Source organism: Luteibacter sp. TLI7-4A, from assembly GCF_056754745.1.
In genome coordinates, this window is record NZ_JBPGWO010000001.1 from 4,203,848 (window position 1) to 4,224,027 (window position 20,180).

Annotated in this window: 13 protein-coding genes; 7 read left to right on the plus strand and 6 right to left on the minus strand. The window is 64.2% G+C overall.

The genetic code is table 11. The features are described from left to right. Nucleotides 1-87: 87 nt before the first annotated feature. The 5 genes from ACR9Y6_RS18410 to ACR9Y6_RS18430 form a co-directional block, all read right to left on the minus strand. Nucleotides 88-1,005 (minus strand): MBL fold metallo-hydrolase, encoded by a 918-nt coding sequence (locus tag ACR9Y6_RS18410; RefSeq protein WP_481282592.1) that lies wholly within the window; start codon nucleotides 1,003-1,005, stop codon nucleotides 88-90. Nucleotides 1,006-1,204: 199 nt separating this feature from the next. After that, nucleotides 1,205-2,425: an AGE family epimerase/isomerase gene (locus ACR9Y6_RS18415; protein WP_481282593.1), complete on the minus strand. Its 1,221-nt coding sequence runs from the start codon at nucleotides 2,423-2,425 to the stop codon at nucleotides 1,205-1,207. Then, nucleotides 2,422-3,402, minus strand: coding sequence for a carbohydrate kinase family protein (locus ACR9Y6_RS18420; RefSeq protein WP_481282594.1), 981 nt, complete (start codon nucleotides 3,400-3,402; stop codon nucleotides 2,422-2,424). The genes ACR9Y6_RS18415 and ACR9Y6_RS18420 overlap by 4 nt, the downstream gene beginning before the upstream one ends. A gap of 75 nt (nucleotides 3,403-3,477) precedes the next feature. Then, nucleotides 3,478-4,707, minus strand: a complete 1,230-nt coding sequence (fucP, locus tag ACR9Y6_RS18425) for an L-fucose:H+ symporter permease (RefSeq protein ID WP_481282759.1) — start codon at nucleotides 4,705-4,707, stop codon at nucleotides 3,478-3,480. A gap of 112 nt (nucleotides 4,708-4,819) precedes the next feature. Continuing rightward, nucleotides 4,820-5,869 (minus strand): LacI family DNA-binding transcriptional regulator, encoded by a 1,050-nt coding sequence (locus tag ACR9Y6_RS18430; protein ID WP_426285558.1) that lies wholly within the window; start codon nucleotides 5,867-5,869, stop codon nucleotides 4,820-4,822. A gap of 169 nt (nucleotides 5,870-6,038) precedes the next feature. Between ACR9Y6_RS18430 and ACR9Y6_RS18435 the strand changes: the two genes are divergently transcribed. The 4 genes from ACR9Y6_RS18435 (at nucleotide 6,039) to ACR9Y6_RS18450 (ending at nucleotide 12,417) form a co-directional block, all read left to right on the plus strand. Beyond that, the gene (locus ACR9Y6_RS18435; protein WP_481282595.1) at nucleotides 6,039-8,387 is read left to right on the plus strand and encodes a GH92 family glycosyl hydrolase; all 2,349 of its coding nucleotides are present in this window, start codon (nucleotides 6,039-6,041) and stop codon (nucleotides 8,385-8,387) included. Nucleotides 8,388-8,610: 223 nt separating this feature from the next. After that, nucleotides 8,611-10,407, plus strand: a complete 1,797-nt coding sequence (locus tag ACR9Y6_RS18440; protein WP_481282596.1) for an ATP-binding protein — start codon at nucleotides 8,611-8,613, stop codon at nucleotides 10,405-10,407. After that, the gene (locus tag ACR9Y6_RS18445; RefSeq protein WP_481282597.1) at nucleotides 10,404-10,850 is read left to right on the plus strand and encodes a response regulator; all 447 of its coding nucleotides are present in this window, start codon (nucleotides 10,404-10,406) and stop codon (nucleotides 10,848-10,850) included. Before ACR9Y6_RS18440 ends, ACR9Y6_RS18445 begins: the two co-directional genes overlap by 4 nt. 25 nt (nucleotides 10,851-10,875) lie before the next feature. Then, nucleotides 10,876-12,417 (plus strand): ATP-binding response regulator, encoded by a 1,542-nt coding sequence (locus ACR9Y6_RS18450; protein WP_481282598.1) that lies wholly within the window; start codon nucleotides 10,876-10,878, stop codon nucleotides 12,415-12,417. A gap of 101 nt (nucleotides 12,418-12,518) precedes the next feature. Here ACR9Y6_RS18450 and ACR9Y6_RS18455 read toward each other — a convergent pair whose 3' ends face one another. Next, nucleotides 12,519-12,875: a hypothetical protein gene (locus ACR9Y6_RS18455; RefSeq protein WP_481282599.1), complete on the minus strand. Its 357-nt coding sequence runs from the start codon at nucleotides 12,873-12,875 to the stop codon at nucleotides 12,519-12,521. Between the two features lie 1,137 nt (nucleotides 12,876-14,012). Here ACR9Y6_RS18455 and ACR9Y6_RS18460 point away from each other — a divergent pair. The 3 genes from ACR9Y6_RS18460 to ACR9Y6_RS18470 all read left to right on the plus strand — a co-directional run bounded on the left by ACR9Y6_RS18460 (nucleotide 14,013) and on the right by ACR9Y6_RS18470 (nucleotide 20,128). Then, the gene (locus ACR9Y6_RS18460; protein WP_481282600.1) at nucleotides 14,013-18,452 is read left to right on the plus strand and encodes a hypothetical protein; all 4,440 of its coding nucleotides are present in this window, start codon (nucleotides 14,013-14,015) and stop codon (nucleotides 18,450-18,452) included. 99 nt (nucleotides 18,453-18,551) lie between these two features. Beyond that, nucleotides 18,552-19,673, plus strand: a complete 1,122-nt coding sequence (locus tag ACR9Y6_RS18465) for an RHS repeat-associated core domain-containing protein (protein ID WP_481282601.1) — start codon at nucleotides 18,552-18,554, stop codon at nucleotides 19,671-19,673. Continuing rightward, nucleotides 19,670-20,128 (plus strand): hypothetical protein, encoded by a 459-nt coding sequence (locus ACR9Y6_RS18470; protein WP_481282602.1) that lies wholly within the window; start codon nucleotides 19,670-19,672, stop codon nucleotides 20,126-20,128. The genes ACR9Y6_RS18465 and ACR9Y6_RS18470 overlap by 4 nt, the downstream gene beginning before the upstream one ends. Nucleotides 20,129-20,180 lie beyond the last annotated feature (52 nt).

Consider the following 20,180-nt stretch of genomic DNA (forward strand, 5'->3'; position numbering starts at 1 on the left):
ACAAGAAGTTTGGCTTCCATAAGAAGCTTGGCTTCCACAAGGAGTCGGCTCCCACAAAGAAGTCGGCTCTACCGGGGTGATTCGTGATCAGAAATCCCAGATCACAGGCACCCAACGGAACGTGTCCCCGTTGATCGCGACACGGCCCACGGACGGGAAGGGCAGGTGGGTGGCCACCATCAGCGAGCCGCTCTCCGCCATCTCGCGGAACAGGCTCACGCGTACGCGGGCGGCTTCCTCGGGATCGTGCTCGAAGCCGTTGGACCATTCCGGGTGATCGAAGCCGACGGGGAAGACGGCGTCGCCGGCGAAGGTCAGCCGCTCCCCGCGCGAGGTCAGCGCCACCACCGAGTGCCCCGGGGTGTGTCCACCGGTGCGCCGGACGACGACGCCCGGCGCGACTTCGTACGATTCGTCGAAGGTCTGGATGCGGTCGCGGTATTCGTTCGCAAAGCTCTTCGCGGTCGATCGAAGCACTGGCGGCACCGCCGGCGGCATGGCGGTGTGGGTGAAGTCGGGTGCCTCCCAGAACGCGACCTCGGCGGCGTTCACGTGGATACGGACGTCCGGACGCAAGCCCTCCTTCACGCCATCGACAAGCAAGCCGCCGATATGGTCCATGTGCATGTGGGTGATCACCACGTCGGTGATCGATGCGAGATCGATGCCGGCGGAGGCCAGTCGCTGCGGAAGGTGGCCGGTGCGCGGGAAGCCCGGAAACTGGACGCCCAGTCCGGCGTCGATGAGGATCGTCTGTTCACCGCTGTGCACCACCATCACGTTCAGCGGCCAGTCGAAGGTGTCCGGCGGCATGTACATGTAACCCAGCCAGTCCGACAGATCGGTGGGTGCGGCGTTCGCCGCCATGATCACCGCCGGTATCGGCATGACACCGTCGCTGATCACGAGCACGTCGATGTCGCCGATCTTCACCGCGTAGCGGGACGGGACCAGTTCTTGAGGGGGCTGCGCGGCGGGACGCACGATGGGGGTTACGGACGACATGATGAACTCCAGGGAGGGATGCGTCTGCATCCTAGGTCGCGGGAGAAATCGTCAGTAGGTCCGCCGAGCGCGTCACCGTGTTGACTGAAACGCACCACACAGGGCTGCGCGTGCAGCGGCTATCGGTGTATTGGAAGAACGTGCGGTGGTGGAATGCCGGGCTCCTGCCTTCCAGCGGAGCCCGGCGGTTGCTCATTATTTACTTAGCCTGCATCCGCCGCAGTGAAGCCATCACTTCGTAGCACGCGCCCATCGTGTGATAGTCGGTCTTGCCGGCGGGACTCTTCTCGTCGTCGTACTTCTCGTTGTTGCGCTTGAGGATGCGATACCACGCGCCGTACGTGTGGTCGACGAAGTGTTGCCAGCTGTAGGCCCAGATCCTGTCGTACCACTCGTCGTACTTCTTCTCGCCGGTGGTCTCGAACAGCAGCTGCGCCGCGCCCAGCGACTCGGCCTGTACCCAGAAATACTTGTCGTCGTCACAGACATCGCCCTCGGGCGAGAAACCATAGGCGATGCCGCCGTATTCCTTGTCCCACGCCTTGTCGAGCGCTTCGTCGAACAAGTGCTTCGCCGTGGGGACGAGCCACGGCTTATGCCGCGCCGTGCCCTTGGTGTAGCGTTCGAGCATCATCAACAGCTTCGCCCATTCGGTCTGGTGGCCGGGCTGGAAGCCCCACGGACGGAACAGGTGCTTGGGATTGTCGAGGTTGTATTCCCAGTCGATCGTCCAGTCGCTGTGGTAGTGCTCCCACACGAGTTTCTGCGGCGTCAGTCCGGCCTGGCGTTGGGTCATGTTCTCGGCCAGCAGCAGCGCGCGGTCGAGGAAGCGGTCGTCCTTCGTGGCTTCCCACGCGGCGATCATCGCCTCGGTCATGTGCATGTTCGCGTTCTGGCCGCGGTAACCGGTGAAGTTCCAGTCCTTGTCGGCCTCGTCGCGGTAGAGGCCGTAGGACGGTTCCCAGTAGCGCTTCTCGAGCAGGTTCCAGATCTCGTTCTGCCAGCCCTTCGCTTCCTCGAAACCGACTTTCACGCCGCAGGAATACGCGAGCAACATGAAGGCCAGGCCGTAGCAGTGGTTCATCTGGTCGTCGCGCTTGCCGTCGGCGATGGTCCAGGCATAGCCGCCGGTTTCCGGGTTGAGGTGCACCTCGCGCAGGTACTTCAGCCCGTGCATCGTGAGTTCCTTGTCCTCGGGCTTCTTGAACTCGAGGTAGGCCATCGCGTGGTTGAAGACGAAGCGCGTGCTGGACACGAGGTGGCGGTGGGTCCTGTCGTAGACCGTGCCGTCGTCCTTGTAGTACTGGAAGAAGCCGCCGGCCGGATCGACCTCGTTCGGCTTGTAGAAGGCCATGGTCTTTGCGACGTGGTCGCGCAGGACATCGACGGAATGGAAATCGGGAAGGGGAACGGTCGTCATGCGTGCTTCTCCATGAAGGCCTTCACTTCGGCCTGGTCGGGGATGGCGGTGAACGAGCCCTTGCGGGTGGCGGTGATCGCGCCGCACGCGGCGGCGAATCGGATCAGGTCGACGAGGCGGCGTTCGTCGGCGATGAGCGTGTCGAAGCGTTCGGGAGTGACGCCTTCGGTGGCGAGGCGGGCGAGCAATCCGCCGACGAAGGCATCGCCAGCGGCGGTCGTATCGACGGCATCCACGTGATAACCCTCGATGGTGCCGCGCGCGCCGCGCGAGAACCAGCGCATCGGCTCGGCGCCGTCGGTCACCAGCAGCAGTCGTGCCTTGCCGCGCCAGAGGCGCTCAAGCACGGCGTCGTCGGAACCCGCCCCGGCGTGGATGAAGGCGAACTCCTCCGCGCTCAGCTTGATCACGTCCGCTTCGTGCAGCGTTTCCCAAAGGCGTGGCAGCGGCGCCTCGTCGCGGGGCCACAAGGCGGGACGCAGGTTCATGTCGAAGCTCACCAGGGCACCGGCCGCGCGGGCGCGGCGCATGCCTTCCACCGTGGTGGCGGCGATGGCGGCTTCGGTCAGCGAGTTCGAGCAGACATGGAAGATGGCGAGGTCGTCGAAGGCTTCCTTGCGGAAGTGCTCGGGACGGAAGAGCAGGTCCGCGGCGGGCGGACGGTAGAAGCTGAAGCTGCGATCGCCCTTGTCGTCATGGGCGACGAAGGCCAGCGCCGTGCGGGCCTCGTCGGTACGGGCGATGTCGTCGGTACCGACACCGAGTTCGGTAAGGCTCTTCAGCAGGAAATCGCCGAACATGTCGCGTGCGAGCATGCCGGCAAAGCGGGCCTGGGCACCCAGGCGTGCCGCGGCGACCGCGACATTGGCCGGCGCGCCGCCGGCAAAGGGAACGAAGGCGGGAGGCTGACCGGCGCCGCCCTGGGGCTGTGCGTGGAAATCGATCAGCGCCTCGCCGAAGCAGAGGATGGAAGACATGCGTACGGCCTGTCCTTGGGGGCGAGGTGAAAAGAACGACGGCCGGCTCCGAGGCCGGCCGTCGTCATGGGGCGCTTAGCGAGTGGCGACAGGCACGCCGCGGATCTTCGAGCCGCTGAGGCCGTAGAACACGATGTACGCGTAGCAGATCAGCGGGATGAAGAAGGCGTGCTGCAAGCCGATCTGGTCGGCGATGACGCCCTGGATCCAGGGGATCAGCGCGCCGCCGACGATGGCCATGATCAGCAGGCTCGAGGCCTTGCCGGTCAGCGGACCCATGCGCTCGATGCCGAGCGAGAAGATCGTCGGGAACATGATCGAGTTGAACAGGCCGATGACGACGATGCTGTAAACGGCCACGGTGCCCGTGGTCATCATGGTGGTGAGCACCAGGAGCATGTTGATCACGGCGAACACGGCAAGCAGGTTGCGCGGCGAGAACTTGGCCAGCAGGGCCGAGCCGATGAAGCGGCCGACCATCGCGCCACCCCAGTAGAACGCCACGTGGCTGGCGGCCACTTCACCGGACATGTTGCCGATTTCCGGCAGCTGCAGGTAATTGATCATGAAGCTGCCGATCGCCACTTCGCCGCCGACATAGAAGAAGATGCCGAGCACGCCGAAGAACACGTGCGGGGTCTTCAGGGCGTCCATCAGCGTGTGGTGGCTGTCGTCGGCCTTCTCGGTGGTTTCTTCCAGCGCCGGCAGCTTGAACAGGTAGACGCCGACGGCCAGCAGGACCAGCACGACGGCCAGGCCGATGTACGGACCCTGCACCGAGGAGGCCTCATGTGCGCGATAGCTGATTTGCTCCGCCGCCGAGAGCTTGGCGATGTCCGCGCTGCTCTTCACGGCGTTGGAAAGGATCAGGAAGCCACCGAAGAACGGGGCCAGGAAGGTGCCGAAGGAATTCAGCGCCTGGGCCAGGGTGAGGCGGCTGGAGCTGGTCTTTTCGGGACCGAGCAGGGCCACGTAGGCATTGGCCGCCACCTGCAGCACCGTGATGCCGGTGGCGAGGATGAACAGCGCGGCGAGGAAGAACGGGTACAGGCGCATGCCCGCGGCGGGCCAGAACATCGCCGCGCCGATGCCGGCGACGATCAGGCCGGCGACGATGCTCTTCTTGTAGCCGAGCGCGGCGACGATCCTGCCCGCCGGCAGCGACATGATGAAGTACGCCCCGAAGAAGGTGAACTGGATCAGCAGCGCCTGGGCGTAGTTCAGTTCGAACACGGCCTTCAGATGCGGGATGAGGATGTCGTTCAGGCAGGTCAGGAACCCCCACATGAAGAAGATCGTCGTCATCACGCCGAGCGCGAGGGGGAAATAGGTGTAGCGGGTGTCGCCCGAGGTCGTCGATGACGACGAGCTGGACGATGGCGTGTAACCGGTGGCCATGGGGCGCTCCATTGTTGGTTCAGGGGGAGGACGGCGGGCAGCTGCTTTCGCGTACGACCAGCCGTACCGGCGCGATCGTATATGCAGTGTCCGTCTCGGGATTGCTCAATCTATCCAGGATGAGTTCGGCGCTGCGTCGGCCGAGGCCGCGCGGATCGACCGCGATGGTGGTCAGGGGCGGTACGCATACCGAGGCTTCCGCGACATCGTCGAAACCGGTCAGGGCGAAGTCCTCGCCCGGGCGGCGGCCGCGCTTGGTCAGGCCAAGCATGAGGCCCAGGGCGACGGCGTCGTTGTAGCAGACCGCCGCCGTGGGCGCGGGATCGCGGGCGAACAGGGCGCCGGTCTGCCGGGCGGCTTCGAGACGGGTGGGCGCGCTCTCGATCATCCAGGCGGGATCGACCTTGAGCCCGGCATCGCGCATGGCGCCGGCGTAACCCCGGCGGCGCTGTTCCACCGAGCTGGAGTCGCGATGGCCGCCGAAGAAGGCGATGCGCTGGTGGCCCAGGCCGATCAGGTGTTCGGTGGCGAGGCGGGCGCCGTGCTCGTTGTCCATCTCGAGCGTGTCCCAACGGTGCGCGCCATCGTCGTCGGGCAGTTCGCGGTTGAACACGAGCAGGGGCGTGTGCATGCCCACGGCGGCCAGCACCTGCTCACCCTCGCTGCCTTCGGCCGGGGAAAGGATGATCCCGGCGGGGCCATGCTCGATCAGCGAATTGAGCACCGCCTGCTGGCGGTCCGGCGATTCGCCGGTATTGCCCAGGAGGGTGACGTAACCCGCGCTGGCCAGGGCTTCGTCGGCCCCGGCGGCGAATTCGGCGAAGAATGGGTTGCCGAGGTCGTTGATGACCAGGCCGATGCTCGAGGACGTGCGCCGGCGCAGGTTGGCCGCCGCCCGGTTATAAACGTAGCCCTGGCGCTTCAGTTCGGCCTCCACCCGGGCCCGGGTGGCGGAGTTGACCAAGGGGCTGCCGCGCAGCACCAGGGAAACGGTGGCCCGCGATACGTCGCAACCCTGGGCGATATCGGCGAGTGTCACCTTGCGGCGCTGCGGGGTATTCCTCGGCATTGGAGCTCCTTCAAACGATCTAAACCGGGCGATCATCGCGCGGTAGGCCCAGGGATGCATCACGCAGTGCAACATGCGTGACTGCGCTATCTTTGCTACGTTCGGTCTGTTTGTCACGATCCAAATGATCGCGGCCACTCGCAACGCGTCCACCCGAGGGGATCCCACGATGTCGAGCACCACCCGCCTGCGCCACGGCCTTCTGGCCGCCGCCCTGTCCTTCGCCTTGCCCGCGCTCACGCTGGCGGCCCCGAGCGACAAGGCGTCCAGCGCCTTCGCGGCGGTCGATCCGATGATCGGCACGGGTGGCGACGGGCATACCTTCCCCGGCGCCACGGTGCCCTTCGGCATGATCCAGCTCTCGCCGGACACGGCCATGCCGGACGTGAAGCACGCCTATAAATGGGCCGCCGGCTACCAGTACGGCGACTCGAGCATTCTCGGTTTCTCCCATACGCATTTCTCCGGCAGCGGCCATTCCGACCTGGGCGACGTGCTCGTCATGCCCATCGCCGGCGACGTGAAGCTGGATCCCGGTTCCCCCGACCAGCCCGGTAGCGGCTATCGCTCGCGCTTCGACCACAAGAGCGAGAAAGCCGAGGCAGGGTACTACGCCGTCACGCTGGCCGACTACGGCGTGCGGGCCGAGTTGACCGCGGGAGCCCGCGTGGGTTGGCACCGCTATACCTTCCCCAAGGGCAAGCCAGCCCACCTCCTGCTCGACCTCCGCCCCAGCATCTACGACTACGACGGCAAGGTGCTGTGGTCGTCCCTGCGCGTCCGCGCCGACGGCACGGTGACCGGGGGGCGCAGCACGCGCGGCTGGGCGCCGGGCCGCCAGCTGTATTTCGCCATGCGCTTCAACCAGCCGCTAGCGTCGCGCAGCCTCAAGAACCGCGAATCCGCCATTCCCTACCGTGGCTTCAGCGGTCCGGGCAACCGTGCCGACGACGTGGACGCGATCAGCGGGCGGGCCCTGGAGGGCGTGTTCGATTTCGGCGACCTCGGCAAGCCGCTGGTCGTCAAGGTGGCGGTATCGTCCGTGAGCGAGGACAACGCGGTGGCCAACCTGGACAAGGACGGTGCCGGATTCGATTTCGACGCGCGCCGCGCAGAGGCCCGCCAGGCGTGGGAGACGGCCCTTTCCAGCGTGGACGTGCAGGCCCCCGCGCAGACCCGCAAGACGTTCTATACGGCGCTGTACCACGCCATGATCGCGCCCGGCCTGTCGATGGACGTCAACGGCGAGTACCGCGGCCCGGACAACCAGGTGCACACCGCCAAGGGCTTCGACTTCTACTCCACCTGGTCGCTCTGGGATGTGTACCGGGCACAGCAGCCCCTGATGACCTTGCTCGAACCGGCGAAAAGCAACGATTTCGTCAGTTCGTTGATCGCCGCCCGCCAGGCAAGCCCCTTCGGCATCCTTCCGGTGTGGGCGTACCAGGGCATGGAGACCTGGTGCATGATCGGCTACCACGCCGTGCCGGTGATCGCCGACGCCTATATGAAGGGTATTCGCGGCTACGATGCCAACGCCGCACTGGATGCCATGGTGGCCAGCGCCACCTACGGCCCCTACGGCGGCCTGGACGATTACATGAAGCTCGGCTACGTGCCGATCGACCGCCAGCCCGAAGCCGCGTCCAAGACGGTGGAATACGCGTTCGACGACTGGTCGCTGGCGCAGATGGCCAAGGCCATGGGCAAGGACGATATCGCCGCGACCTTCATGAAGCGCGCCGGTAACTGGAAGAACAGCTTCGACACCAAGACCGGTTTCCTCCGTGCCCGCAAGAGCGACGGCTCGTACCGCGAGCCGTTCGATCCCTCGTCCGCCGGCTACGGCAGCGACTACACCGAGGGTAACGCCTGGCAGTATTCCTGGTACGTGCCACAGGACGTCGCCGGGTTGATCGAGGCGCTGGGCGGCAGGCAGGCCTTCGTCGACAAGCTGGATTCCGTGTTCGATGCGAAGGTCGACCCGAAGTCCTTCGCCCATGTCGAGGACATCACCGGCCTGATCGGCTGGTACGCGCATGGCAACGAGCCGAGCCACCAGGTGGCCTACCTCTACGATTACGCCGGCCAGCCCTGGAAGACCCAGGAACGCCTGGTGAAGATCATGCAGACCCAATACACCCCGACGCCCACGGGCCTCGTCGGCAACGACGATCTTGGCCAGATGTCGGCGTGGTACATCTTCACGGCGCTGGGTTTCTACCCGGTGGCGCCCGGCAGCAACCAGTACGTGATCGGCCGTCCGTTCGTGGAAAAGGCCACGCTCAACCTCGCCGGAGGCAAGCGTTTCACCGTCACGGCCGACCACCTGGATGCGAAACATCCGTACGTGGGCAAGGTCACGCTCAATGGCAAGCCGCTGGAGCGGACCTTCGTTCGGCACGAGGAACTCGTCGCGGGCGGCGAACTGCATTTCTCGATGCAGGAAACGCCGGCGAAGACGTGGGGTACGGGCGAGGGTGCCCAGCCCTATTCCATGAGCGCCCCGGCGAACTGAGCCGGCCTTTCACGCACCGTCACAGGCTCTTCACGACACCTTCGGCATTAAGCACGCCTCCAAACGGACGGGTGCGCCGCTCTTCCCTTGCCAGCCGGCGGGGAAGAGGGCGCACCCGTCGCGCGTCTTGAGGGCAGGCGATGGCAATCCACCGAAGCGACGCATCCGGCGTCTACAATGAATGTCCTTTCCGGGCAGGAATCGTCGTGGGGATGAGGAAGGCATGATCGAACGCATCGGACTGCGCTGGCGCCTGGTCGGGCTGCTGGCAGCGGTACTCGTGATCGTGGCGCTGCCGTACATCGTCACGCGCTCGAGTTCGGAGGACGCCCTGGACTCGCGTGACTGGGTCACCCATACGGCGGAAATCAAGGCCAGCGTGTACCAGCTCGACGGCATCCTGCGCAGCAGCGAGGCCGCGATGTACGCGCGCATCGCCGGAGCGCCCGATAGCGTCGTCCTCGACGAACGGACCATGGCGCCGCGCAAACTCGTGCCGGGGATCATCGCCGGCTTGCGCGAGATGACCCGCGACAACGCTAAACAACTGACCCGGCTGGGCGCCCTCGAATCGATCGCCAGCGGACGCATGGCCCTCACCGACCAGGCCTTGCAGCGCCTGGCAGCCGGCGATCGCGCCGGCGCCTTCGCCTCGATGGAGGATGCTCGCAAGCTGTTCCCGGTCAGCGGCCCGATCGACGATGTGCTCGCCGACGAATCGAGGCTGCTTGCCGATCGTCGTGCCGCCGCCGCCAAGCTGGCGTCGAACAACCGGGTGGTGCTGCTGGTCGCCGCGCTGGCGCAGCTCGCCCTGCTCGGCATCGTGGTGGTGGTTTCGGAGCGGCAGATCGCCATCCGCCTTGCCGCGGAATCCCGCGTGGCCGACGCGGTGAAGCGGTCGCAGCTCATCGTGCAGGCCGTGCGTGAGCCGATCGCGATGCTCGATCGTCATCTGCGCACGTTGCTGGTGAACACGGCCTTCGCCGAGCTCTACGGATTCGATGCCGAGAGCGACCAGCTCGCGCCGCTCGACCGCATCGGTGACGGCGCATGGGACGACACCGCGTTGTTGCAGCGATTGTCCGACGTGATCGCACGCGACCGCGAACTATGGGATTACGAACTGACCCAGCGCACCGCCGACGGTATCGACCGTTTCGTGGTGATCAATGCCCGCCGCATCGAGCAGCCCGACAGCGCCGATCCCGCCCTGCTGCTGACGGTCAGCGATATCACAGCCCGGGCGCTGGTGGAGCAGAAGGTCAACGAACTGAACCGCCAGCTCGAGGGCAAGGTGGAACAGATCTCGGATGTGAACCGCGAACTGGAAGCCTTCAGTTACTCGGTGTCGCACGACCTGCGCGCGCCGCTGCGGCACATCTCGGGATTCGCGGGAAAGCTCGAGGCGCAACTCGGCGAGAAGGCCGACGATAACGTGCGGCACTACATCGACGTGATCAGCAGTTCCTCGCGACGCATGGCCCAGTTGATCGACGACCTGCTGGTATTCTCGCGCCTGGGCCGGGGTGCGCTGCGCCTGCAACCGGTCGACATGCAATCCCTGGTGGACGAAGCCCGGGCCTTGGTGGAAACCGATGCCCAGGATCGCCACATCGACTGGAAGATCACGCCGATGCCCATCGTGATCGGCGACGAGAACATGCTTCGCACCGTATGGCAGAACCTGCTCGGCAACGCGGTGAAATACACGTCGCACCGCGAGTTCGCGCAGATCGAGGTGGGGCTGGATCGAACGCCTGCGGGCGACTACCAGTTCTCGGTGCGCGACAACGGCGCCGGCTTCGACATGAAATACGCCGGCAAGCTGTTCGGCGTGTTCCAGCGCTTGCACCGCGCTTCCGAGTTTCCCGGCAACGGCATCGGCCTCGCCAACGTCAGGCGCATCATCTCCCGCCATGGCGGCCGCACCTGGGCCGAAGGTGAAATCGACCGCGGCGCCACTTTCCATTTTTCACTTCCGGCATCCGATGTGCCGGGCTCCAGAACGGGTGACACATGAACAAGCGCGACCTGCGAACCATCCTCCTAGTCGAAGATTCCCTGGCCGATGCCGAGATGGCCATCGACGCCCTTCGCGAGGCCAAGCTCGCCAATCCCGTCGTCCATGTGGAGGACGGTGTCGACTGCCTCGACTGGTTGTATCGTCGTGGCGCCTTCGCCGATCGTGCGGAAGGCGATCCTTCCGTGATCCTGCTCGACATCAAGATGCCACGCATGGATGGCCTGGAGGTGCTCAAGCAACTGCGTTCCGAAGAACGCTGGAAGCGGTTGCCGGTGGTGATCCTGTCCTCGTCCCGTGAAGAAAGCGATCTTGCGCGCAGCTGGGATCTCGGCGTCAATGCGTATGTGCTGAAGCCGGTGGACGTGCAGCAGTTCTTCACGGCGGTACAGACCCTGGGCCATTTCTGGGCGGTGCTCAACCAACGCCCGGACGGCGAATAACACGCGACGACGGACGGGACGGCACATGGGCGGGCAAGGCCAAAAGGTCAGGATTCTCCAGGTCGAGGACAGCTCCCTCGACGCGGAACTCGTACTGACCGAACTCGACCAGGACGGGATCGAGTACGAGGCGAGGCTGGTGGACGACGAGCAGGCCTATATCGCCGCCCTCGACGAGTTTCGTCCGGACATCGTGCTGTCCGATCTCAGCATGCCGGTCTTCAGCGGTGAGCGTGCGTTGCAGATCCTGCGCGAGCGTGGCTCCGATATACCCTTCATCTTCATCTCCGCCACCCTCGGCGAGGAAGCGGCGATCGAGGCACTGCGCAACGGTGCCACCGATTACATCCTGAAGCACAACACCGCACGTCTCGCCAGCGCGGTTCGTCGCGCACTGCGCGAAGCGGAAGAGCAGCGTGCCCGCGCTCGCGCGGAACAGGAACTCATTCGTGCGCAGCGGTTCGAGAGCCTGGCCTTGCTGGCAGGCGGCCTGAGTCACGACCTGCGCAACCTTTTGCAGCCGCTCTTGCTCGCCGGCGACACGCTCGAGGATTACGCGGACGATCCGCGCCTGGCGAGGTTAGGCACCCTGGTCCGCGATTGTGGGCGTCGCGGACTGGAGATGGTGTCCTCGATGCTTTCCTTCGCGCGCGGCGCGCGGCGCGCGGAACAGGTGAAGCTCGGTGCCCTGCTGGAGGCGCTGAACCTGCTCCTGCAAGGAAGCATCCCGCGTACGGTGCGGATGGACGTGGACGTGTTCGATCCGGACGTGGCATTCGAAGGCAATCACACCGAACTGCAACAGTGCCTGCTCAATCTTTGCCTCAACGCCATCCAGGCGATGCCCGAGGGAGGCGTGCTGCGCATCGAGACGGACCTGGTCAGCCTGCCCGAGGATTTCTTCGCCGATGGCGAGCAGGCGGCGCCGGGGCGCTACTTACGGCTTTCGGTCATCGACAGCGGGCACGGCATGTCGCCCGACGTCCTGCAGCGACTGTTCGAGCCGTTCTTCACCACCAAGGAGGCGGGGACGGGCCTGGGCCTGTTGTCCTGTAAGCGTATCGTCGCCAGTCACGGTGGCCTCATGCGCGTGCGCAGCCAGGCCGGCGAAGGCACGGCATTCCATCTCTACCTGCCGTTGCGCAGCGAGGACGGCGACCACATCGAGCCGCAGGTCATGGACGCGAGCCTGCAAGGCGAAGCCGAACGCGTGCTCGTGGTGGTGGAGGAGGCGGTGCAACTATCGCTGCTGGTCGACACGCTCGACGCCTACGGTTACCAGGCTGGCGCGAGCCAGAGCGGTACGGCGGCGTTGCAATGGATCGAGGCGCACGGTGTGCCGGACCTCGTGGTGATGGACGCCGACATGAACCTGTTCACCGGCGTGCGCACCCTGGCCGCCTTGCTCGACCATGGCTACGGCGGCGCGGTGTTGCTGCTGGCGCGCCCCGACGCGCCACCGAATCTCGACGAACTGCCCCAACTCGATCATCTGTATGTGATCGAGAAGCCGGTGCAGTCGCGGGCGTTGCTGCGGAAGGTGCGTGAGGCGCTGGATCGAGGGTAGGGTCCTCCGATTCATCCGAGGCCGAATGCGTCCGGAGTATCCCGTCCTGTCGCGGTACGGGGATCGGAATTTGTCATGTTGACTTGAGTTCCCGTGCGCCGCTAGATTCCGGATATGCCGGCTAGCGCCGGAGCACAGGGGACAAAGGAATGACGTTGGACGTGCAAGGCGCTGCCATTGGCAGCGCGCGTTTTTGTGGGCGCTTTTCTGGCCGTTCCATCATCTTTACGGCGCTTCTTCTTTTTCCGCTCCTTGGCGCGCATGCCCAGACGAGCGTGACGCCAGAAGACGAGTACAAGAAGCTGGTCAAGGTCAGCGAGGATATCCAGCCGCTCGGTGATACACCCTTCGGCGAACGGATTGGCCTTTACGACGGTAGCCTGACCTTCGAACAGGTCGATATTTCCGTTGCTGGGACGGGCCCCATGATCACGGTGGGGCGCCGATTCGCCTTGCAAACTTCCGAAGATCGTCCGGACCTGCAGTACCGTCCTTTTGGTGATTGGGACATCGATTTGCCCCAGATCACGACGGTGACACCTGGCAATGACAGCAATCCCATAGGCTGGCTGGTGAACTCAACCAACCGGAAGGCGATTTGCACCAGTTTCAGGGAGCCTCCAAGCGTGCCCGGTCCGGCGGGTGACTCCTCACGCGCGGACTGGGAGCCTGCGAGTTGGTGGCAGGGCTATCAGATGCATATCCCGGGGCAGGGAACACAGGAGTTGCTCCTTCGGACTGCCGGCAATACCGCGATGCCCGGCGTCGGGGGACTCAGCTACCCCATCGTGACCAAACAAAACTGGTCGCTTGGCTGTCTTGCCCAAGCCAGTAACGATGCGACACGACAGGGCTTCATGGCCGTCTCACCGGACGGGACGAAGTACTTCCTGGACCATCTCACCTACCGCTACATGCCGACCATGACGCGGCCAGTCGGCTCTTCGCCGAGCAGCCTGTCCGCCATGAGCACGGATGCCGTCATGATGCCGATGGCGGCTTTGGACGACATCCTTCCGAGACGGGAGGGTCGCATGCTGGTGACGCGGGTCGAAGATCGTTTCGGGAATTACGTCTCGTATACCTACAGGGGCGACACCGATCAGGTCTCGGACATCGAGGCCAGTGATGGCCGACACGTTACCTTTGTGTATGAGGCGAATTCGCCCCGGATCTCCAGTGTTACGGTACAGGGCGGTGCCGCAGGTACGCGTACCTGGACCTACGCGTACACCAAACCTACGCTGCTCTACCAGCTCTCCAGTGTTACGCAGCCGGATGGCGCCCGATGGTCGTACGATCTGACGGCCTTCAATAGTGCGTGGCTCGACATGAGCTCCGCAGCGGGAACCTGCGACGCCATCGGAAGTCCCGCAAATGTAGGCACGCCGTACACGTCGTCCATGACCCACCCGTCCGGGCTCTCAGCCAGTTTCACCATCAAGCCGGTAAAAAGGGGGCGGTCATACGTTCCCCGGGTTTGCGTGGCTGGACCGAATATGCCGGCGACGCCAAATGGCGTCGGCACCTATGCCTCGATCCCAAATGCTTCCTACAGCATGGCGATTACGCAACGGCAATTATCGGGAGCCGGTATGGGTACCCAGACCTGGAGTTACGCCTATTCGCCGTCTAACGAAAGCTGGTCGGTAAACTGCTCGGCGGGTTGCGTGAGCACCGTATGGACGAAGGTGGTGTTTCCTGATGGTCATGCCGAACGCAGCACGTTCAGCAACCGCTATGACTATTCAGAGAGCCTGCTCCTTTCAGAGGAGGTGTTCGACGGTGATGCAGATACCACGACATTGCGCAGACGCATCCAATACGGGTATGTAAATCCCGATCCGGCGCAGGACGCACGTGCTGGCGCATACGCGCATCCCTGGGGCTATACGCCGTCGACACGGATGAACGATGCGCAGATGCAGCAGCAGATACCGATGGCTTCCACGGTCGTCCAGCAAGATGGCGATCAGTACACGTGGAATGCATTGTCGTTCGATGGTTTTGCACGGCCCCGTGAGATACAGCGGTACAGCAGCGTAGGTTATGGCGTTCAGGAACGGACAACATTGCAGGACGACTATGCACATTGGGTGCTCGGCCTGCCCCTGCAAAGCGACAACCTGACCACGGGCGAGACCGTCAGCCGCAATGTCTACGACCCAGCGAGCCTGACGTTGTCCGAGCGCTACCGGTTCGGCCGCAAGGTGATGGGCTACACCTTCAACGCGCAGGGCCAGCTGGCCAGTTTCACCGACGGCAACGGCAAGACCACCACGCTGGGCAACTACAAGCGCGGCATCCCGCAGGCGATCGGCTACCCGGACGCCACCTCGCAAACGCTCAGCGTGGACGACTTCGGGCAGATCGCCGCGATCACCAACCAGGCCGGCGCGACCACGAGTTACGGCTACGACGCGATCGGCCGCCTGGCCCGGATCGATTACCCGGCCGGCGACGCCGTGGCCTGGGCGCCGAAGACCTTCCAGTACAGCTACGTGGGCCCCGCGCGCGGGGTCAACGGCAACCACTGGGTGCGGATCGTCTACCAGGGCGACCGGTTCCAGCGCACCGACTTCGACGCGATGCTGCGTCCGGTGATGTCCGGCTCGGCGCGGGCCAGCGACCAGGCCTTCTACGTGTCCTCGCGCACCGACTACGACTGGAAGGGGCGCAAGGTGTTCGCGTCCTACCCGGTCGACGGCGCGGTGGACCTAACCAACATCGTCGCCGGCGTGGCGACCGGCTACGACGCCCTGGGTCGGCCGACGAGCTCCACGCAGAGTTCCGAGCTGGGCAACCTGACCACCACCACGCAGTACCTGTCCGGCGCGGCCAAGCGCGTGACCGATCCGAAGGGCAACGTCACCACCACCTGGTACCAGGTCTTCGACCAGCCCGCCTACGACAACGTGGTCAGCGTGCAGGCGCCGGAGAACGTGGTGCAGACCATCGCCCGCGATGTCTATGGCAACCCGCTGTCGATCACCCAGGGCGGCGCCGGCCAGTCGGTCACCAAGACCATGACCTACGACAGCGAGCATCGCCTGTGCCGCACGTGGGAGCCGGAGTCCGGCAGCGAGATCCTGGCTTACGACGGGGCCGACAACCTGGCCTGGAGTGTGTCCGGTGCCTCGTTCAACGGCGCCGGCTGCGGCCAGGACCAGGTCGCCGAGACAGCCCGGACGGTGCGCACCTACGATGCGATGAACCGGGTCACCTCGGTGGTCTATCCCACCGGCACCGCGCCCAGCACCTTCACCTACGACGCCCTGGGCAACCCGGCCACGGCCACCTCGGGCACGGTGGGCTGGACCTTCGGCCGCAACAAGCTGGGCCTGCTCACCGCCGAGGTGCTGGCGGTGGACGGCTGGCGCTGGGCGCTGGGCTACGGCTACGACCCCAACGGGGCGTTGAGCACCGTGCTGTACCCGGACGGCGAGGTGATGGCCTACAACCCCGACGCACTGGGCCGGCCGACCACGGTGGGCGGCTACGCCAACGGCATCGCCTACTTCGCCGACGGCGACGTGCGCTCGTACACGCTGGGCAACGGCCGCAGCTACCTGGCGCAGAAGAACGCGCGCAACCTGCTGAGCAACTTCACCTACGGCCAGGGCGCCACGCTGAATGTCAGCGAGGACTTCACCTACGACGGCAACGGCAACGTCAGCCAGATCCTCGACCGGGCCAACGGCCAGCGGACCAAGGGGATGGGCTACGACGGCCTGAACCGCCTGCTCTCGGCCACGGCGAGCAACCTGTGGGGCACGGAGAGCTACACCTACGACACCTTGAACAACATCCGCAGCCTGAGCAACGGCAGCGGCACGAACACTTACGCCTACGACGGCAGCAACCGGCTGACCGCGATCGTCAACGGCGCGACCACGGTGCATGCCTTCGTCTACGACGCGCGCGGCAACACGGTGAACAAGGACGGGCAGGGGCTCACCTTCGACCTGGCCAACCGGTTGACGGCAATCCCGGGCAAGGGCGAGTACACCTACGACGCGGCCGGCCGCCGGGTGAAGAAGGTCACCCCGGCGGGCACCACCTACTACGCGTACAACAGCGCCGGGCAGCTGATGTGGGAGCTGGACCCGGCCACGCGGCTGGGCAGCGCGTACGTCTACCTGGGCAAGAAGCTGGTCGCCAAGGCGACCGAGAACATCGACATCCTCAAACCCGCCCAGGTCAGGACGGCGCTGGCGATCGTCGGCGTGCCGCGCCTCTCGCTCGACGGCACGACCATCGACGTGACCTTGGACATCGCCAACAACGGCACGCGGCCGCTCACGGCCAACAGCCAGTACCCGGTGCAGATGGGGTATCACCTGCTGGACAGCGCCGGCGCCGCGACCCAGCCGGAAGCGGGAGTGAACCTGGCGGCGGACATCCCGGTCGGCGGCCACGGCACGATCACCCTGCACGTCGCCGCGCCCGCGGTGCTGGGCACCGGCAAGCGCATCCGCTTCAGCCTGCTGCAGGCCGGCGTGGGCTGGTTCCAGGACTGGCCGAACAACACGACCGTGGACGCCGGCCCGTACTCGGCCTGCCCCACGGCCGGCACCGGCAACCTCTGCAACAACGTCACCGGCTTGAGCCGCGAGCAGGTCAACGTGACCCTGACGATCACCGCCGCGCCCTCGCTGTCGGCGGACGGGCAGAGCGTGCTGACCACGGTGGACATTGCCAACAACGGCACGGTGACCTTGGCCTCGGCCGCGCCGCATCCGGTGAACCTGGGCAATCATCTGATCGACGCGGCCGGCAACGCCGTGCAGTTCGACGTCACCCGCCAGGGCATCCCGGAGATCGCCCCGGGCCAGCACGCGGCGGTGACGATCGCGACGCCGTCCGCGCTCCTGCTGGGCAATGGGCGCCGGGTGCAGTTCGAGCCGGTGCAGGAGGGTATCGCCTGGTTCCAGAGCTTCGGCTTCACGCCGTTGGTGGCCGGACCGTATGTCTCGCTGAGCGGTGCGGGCAGCAGCGCCAACGGCAGCGTCGCGATGAGCTGGCAGCCGATCGCTGGCGCGACGTCCTACACGCTGCGGGAAAGCGTCAACGGCGGTGCGTGGACGACGGTCTCGGCCTCGACGGCGACGAGCTGGTCGGCCAGCGGTCGCGCCACGGGCACCTACGGCTACCAGGTGCAGGCCTGTGCCTCGGGCGGCTGCGCGCCGTTCGGGCCGACCTGGACCGTCAGCGTGCTGCTGCCACCGCCGGTGCCAGGCAGCGCCAGCGCCTCGGCCCCGGTCGCCGGACCGGTGACGTTGAGCTGGGCGGCGAGCGCGACGGCGACGCGTTACGTGGTCATCCAGCAGGTCAACGGCGGGGCCTGGACCACGGTGTACGACGGCGCGGCCACCAGCGCGGCGTTCGGCACGCCGGCCAGCGGCACGTACCAGTACCAGGTGCAGGCCTGCAACAGCAGCGGATGCAGCGGCTATCGGTTGAGCAATGCGGTGGGCATCACGGTGCCGCCGGCGTCGGCGCCGGCCATCAATGGCGGTGGCACCAGCAACAACGGCAGCTACGCGATCGGCTGGAATGGCGTGGCGGGAGCGACTTCGTACAACGTGTTCGAGAACGCGAACGGCGCCGGCTGGGTCCAGCTCGGCAATACGCAGGCCGGCATCTGGAACCTCAGTGGCAAGGCGAACGGCACGTACGTCTACGCGGTGCAGGCGTGCAACGCGGGCGGATGTGGGCCGTGGAGCAATCAGGTCGTTGTCACCGTAGCGTTACTTCCGCCTACCCCCGGGCTTCCTTCAGTCACGTCATCGGGCCCATCGTACAAGCCCGTTGTGCTTGTCAGCTGGACGGCCGTGGCATACGCCACCCGGTATGAGCTACAGGAGACTCAACCATCTGGCTATACGGAAACCGTACAGGACAGTTCCGCTACCAGTTGGAGTTCGCTGAAATTCTTCACCGGATCGCTGACCTACAAGGTACGTGCGTGTAACGCGGTTGGCTGTTCTGCTTGGGGACCAGGGAAGAGTATTTCGCTGGTTTCTGGTGGTTAGTTTGGCGAAATGAACGACTGTGACGTAGTTTCAAGTTAGCGAGTTTGACGTCGCATACATGGGTTCCATTACCAAGCAAACGGATTCGTGGAGATGAGCATGGCTCGCATTTCGACGCTCGAGTGGATAGGACGGCTGGGTTGCTCGGGTCTGGATAGAATTTTTTCTGCGTACGTACGAACTCTTGGGGGATTGATTCGAAAAGTCGTATTTGGTGGAGCAATAGCAACGCCCACGATGCTCTTACTGTTGCTTATGAGTTCAACGGCCGCAGCAGAAAAGACTACGACGTATTTCTATACAGATCCTTTGGGCAATGTCCTTGCTACGAGCGATGCTAAGGGTGTTGTGATCACTTCCGTCGACTACCGACCCTACGGCGCACAAGTTATCGGCGAAGCTATCGTCAGCACTGGATTTACAGGCCACGTGCAGGATGACGAAACTGATCTTGTGTATATGCAGGCGCGATACTATGACGCACAGACGGCGCACTTTCTGAGCGTGGATCCGTCATCGGGTGGTGCAGGAAATTACTTTAAGTTCAATCGATACCTGTATGTCTCCGGCAATCCTTTCTATTCGATGGATCCTGATGGCCGTGATGAGGAATGTAGTCTGGCTTGCCGCTCCTTGCGCGCTTACTCGGATTACACGAGTGGTATCGGCCAAGGTTTAAACGACAGCAGTCATGGGCGTGGAGGGCCGCTGGGCGACAAAAGTGTCGGAGATCAAGTCGTTGTCGCCCATATATATAACGAGGTGGCCGCAGGTGCGGACGCCGCATCTGCTTATGCCGATGCGGCTGTAGGCTCGTTGCCAGGCGGTGATTTCGCCCAATGTGTAGCTGATCAATGTAGTCCCATTGGATGGGTTCTAGCCGTCGCGGGAGGGGTGCCCGGAGAAGGGGCGGTTGGTAATGGAGTTGTAGCGGCAGGGACACGTTTAGCTGAATTCAGTCAAGCTCGGAATGCCGCATTGCGGTGGCTCGAGGCTCGTGGGTTTAAGGCTGTGACGAACGTTTTTAATCGCTTTCCTGCGGCAAGTCGTGGAGAGCGTGTCATAGGTCGAGCTACCGAGGATGGACGCGTTGGCTACCGGATTGAATACGATAAACGTGGTGCCCATTTCAATACGTTCAGTGGTAAGGAGAAAGAACATTTCTATTTCGAGGGCACACAGAAGACGGTAGACTCAATTACTGACAGGTTGAATCGATGAATTCCCCACCTTCATACAATGATGTGTTATTGAAAAATCTAGATGCTCCACTGCGTGATGGCCGCATGGCGGTCACCGCAGATGTCGATGATTTATTGATCGCGCTTGAAAAAGCGTTTCCCTTCCCACGCAACAGGTTGGAATGGGATTCTGTGCCTGGTGCGATAAGGGAGGGTGATGCTGGCGTTCATAATCCGGAACTGTTTGTTGAGTTCATGAAGCGCCTGATTGCTGAGGAGCATTTGGCGGGAACAGTGTTCGTGATTGGAGACGGTCCGGTCGATCTGGCCTTCTCTGGGGATATTGAAGACATTGTCGACTATCTGCCTGAGCTTACAGAGGCTCCGCAGCATACTTATGTGTTTCCGTTTCCCGAGGTCGCTTGGTGTGCCGGCCTATCCTTTGAAGGGTGGATGGACTTTGGCTACGCACTGTCTTCATCTCCTACAGATTGATGACCCACTGCCCACGAGACCGTGAGCACTTGTAGAACCAGCTGCAAACCCG

Excerpts from the sequence above, each read along its gene's own strand:
- ACR9Y6_RS18430 (WP_426285558.1), bottom strand. The coding sequence starts at position 5,869 with ATGCCGAGGAATACCCCGCAGCGCCGCAAGGTGACACTCGCCGATATC.
- ACR9Y6_RS18420 (WP_481282594.1), bottom strand. The coding sequence starts at position 3,402 with ATGTCTTCCATCCTCTGCTTCGGCGAGGCGCTGATCGATTTCCACGCA.
- ACR9Y6_RS18410 (WP_481282592.1), bottom strand. The coding sequence starts at position 1,005 with ATGTCGTCCGTAACCCCCATCGTGCGTCCCGCCGCGCAGCCCCCTCAA.
- ACR9Y6_RS18450 (WP_481282598.1), top strand. The coding sequence starts at position 10,876 with ATGGGCGGGCAAGGCCAAAAGGTCAGGATTCTCCAGGTCGAGGACAGC.
- fucP (WP_481282759.1), bottom strand. The coding sequence starts at position 4,707 with ATGACGACGATCTTCTTCATGTGGGGGTTCCTGACCTGCCTGAACGAC.
- ACR9Y6_RS18465 (WP_481282601.1), top strand. The coding sequence starts at position 18,552 with ATGGCTCGCATTTCGACGCTCGAGTGGATAGGACGGCTGGGTTGCTCG.
- ACR9Y6_RS18440 (WP_481282596.1), top strand. The coding sequence starts at position 8,611 with ATGATCGAACGCATCGGACTGCGCTGGCGCCTGGTCGGGCTGCTGGCA.
- ACR9Y6_RS18445 (WP_481282597.1), top strand. The coding sequence starts at position 10,404 with ATGAACAAGCGCGACCTGCGAACCATCCTCCTAGTCGAAGATTCCCTG.
- ACR9Y6_RS18460 (WP_481282600.1), top strand. The coding sequence starts at position 14,013 with ATGGGTACCCAGACCTGGAGTTACGCCTATTCGCCGTCTAACGAAAGC.
- ACR9Y6_RS18470 (WP_481282602.1), top strand. The coding sequence starts at position 19,670 with ATGAATTCCCCACCTTCATACAATGATGTGTTATTGAAAAATCTAGAT.
- ACR9Y6_RS18435 (WP_481282595.1), top strand. The coding sequence starts at position 6,039 with ATGTCGAGCACCACCCGCCTGCGCCACGGCCTTCTGGCCGCCGCCCTG.
- ACR9Y6_RS18415 (WP_481282593.1), bottom strand. The coding sequence starts at position 2,425 with ATGACGACCGTTCCCCTTCCCGATTTCCATTCCGTCGATGTCCTGCGC.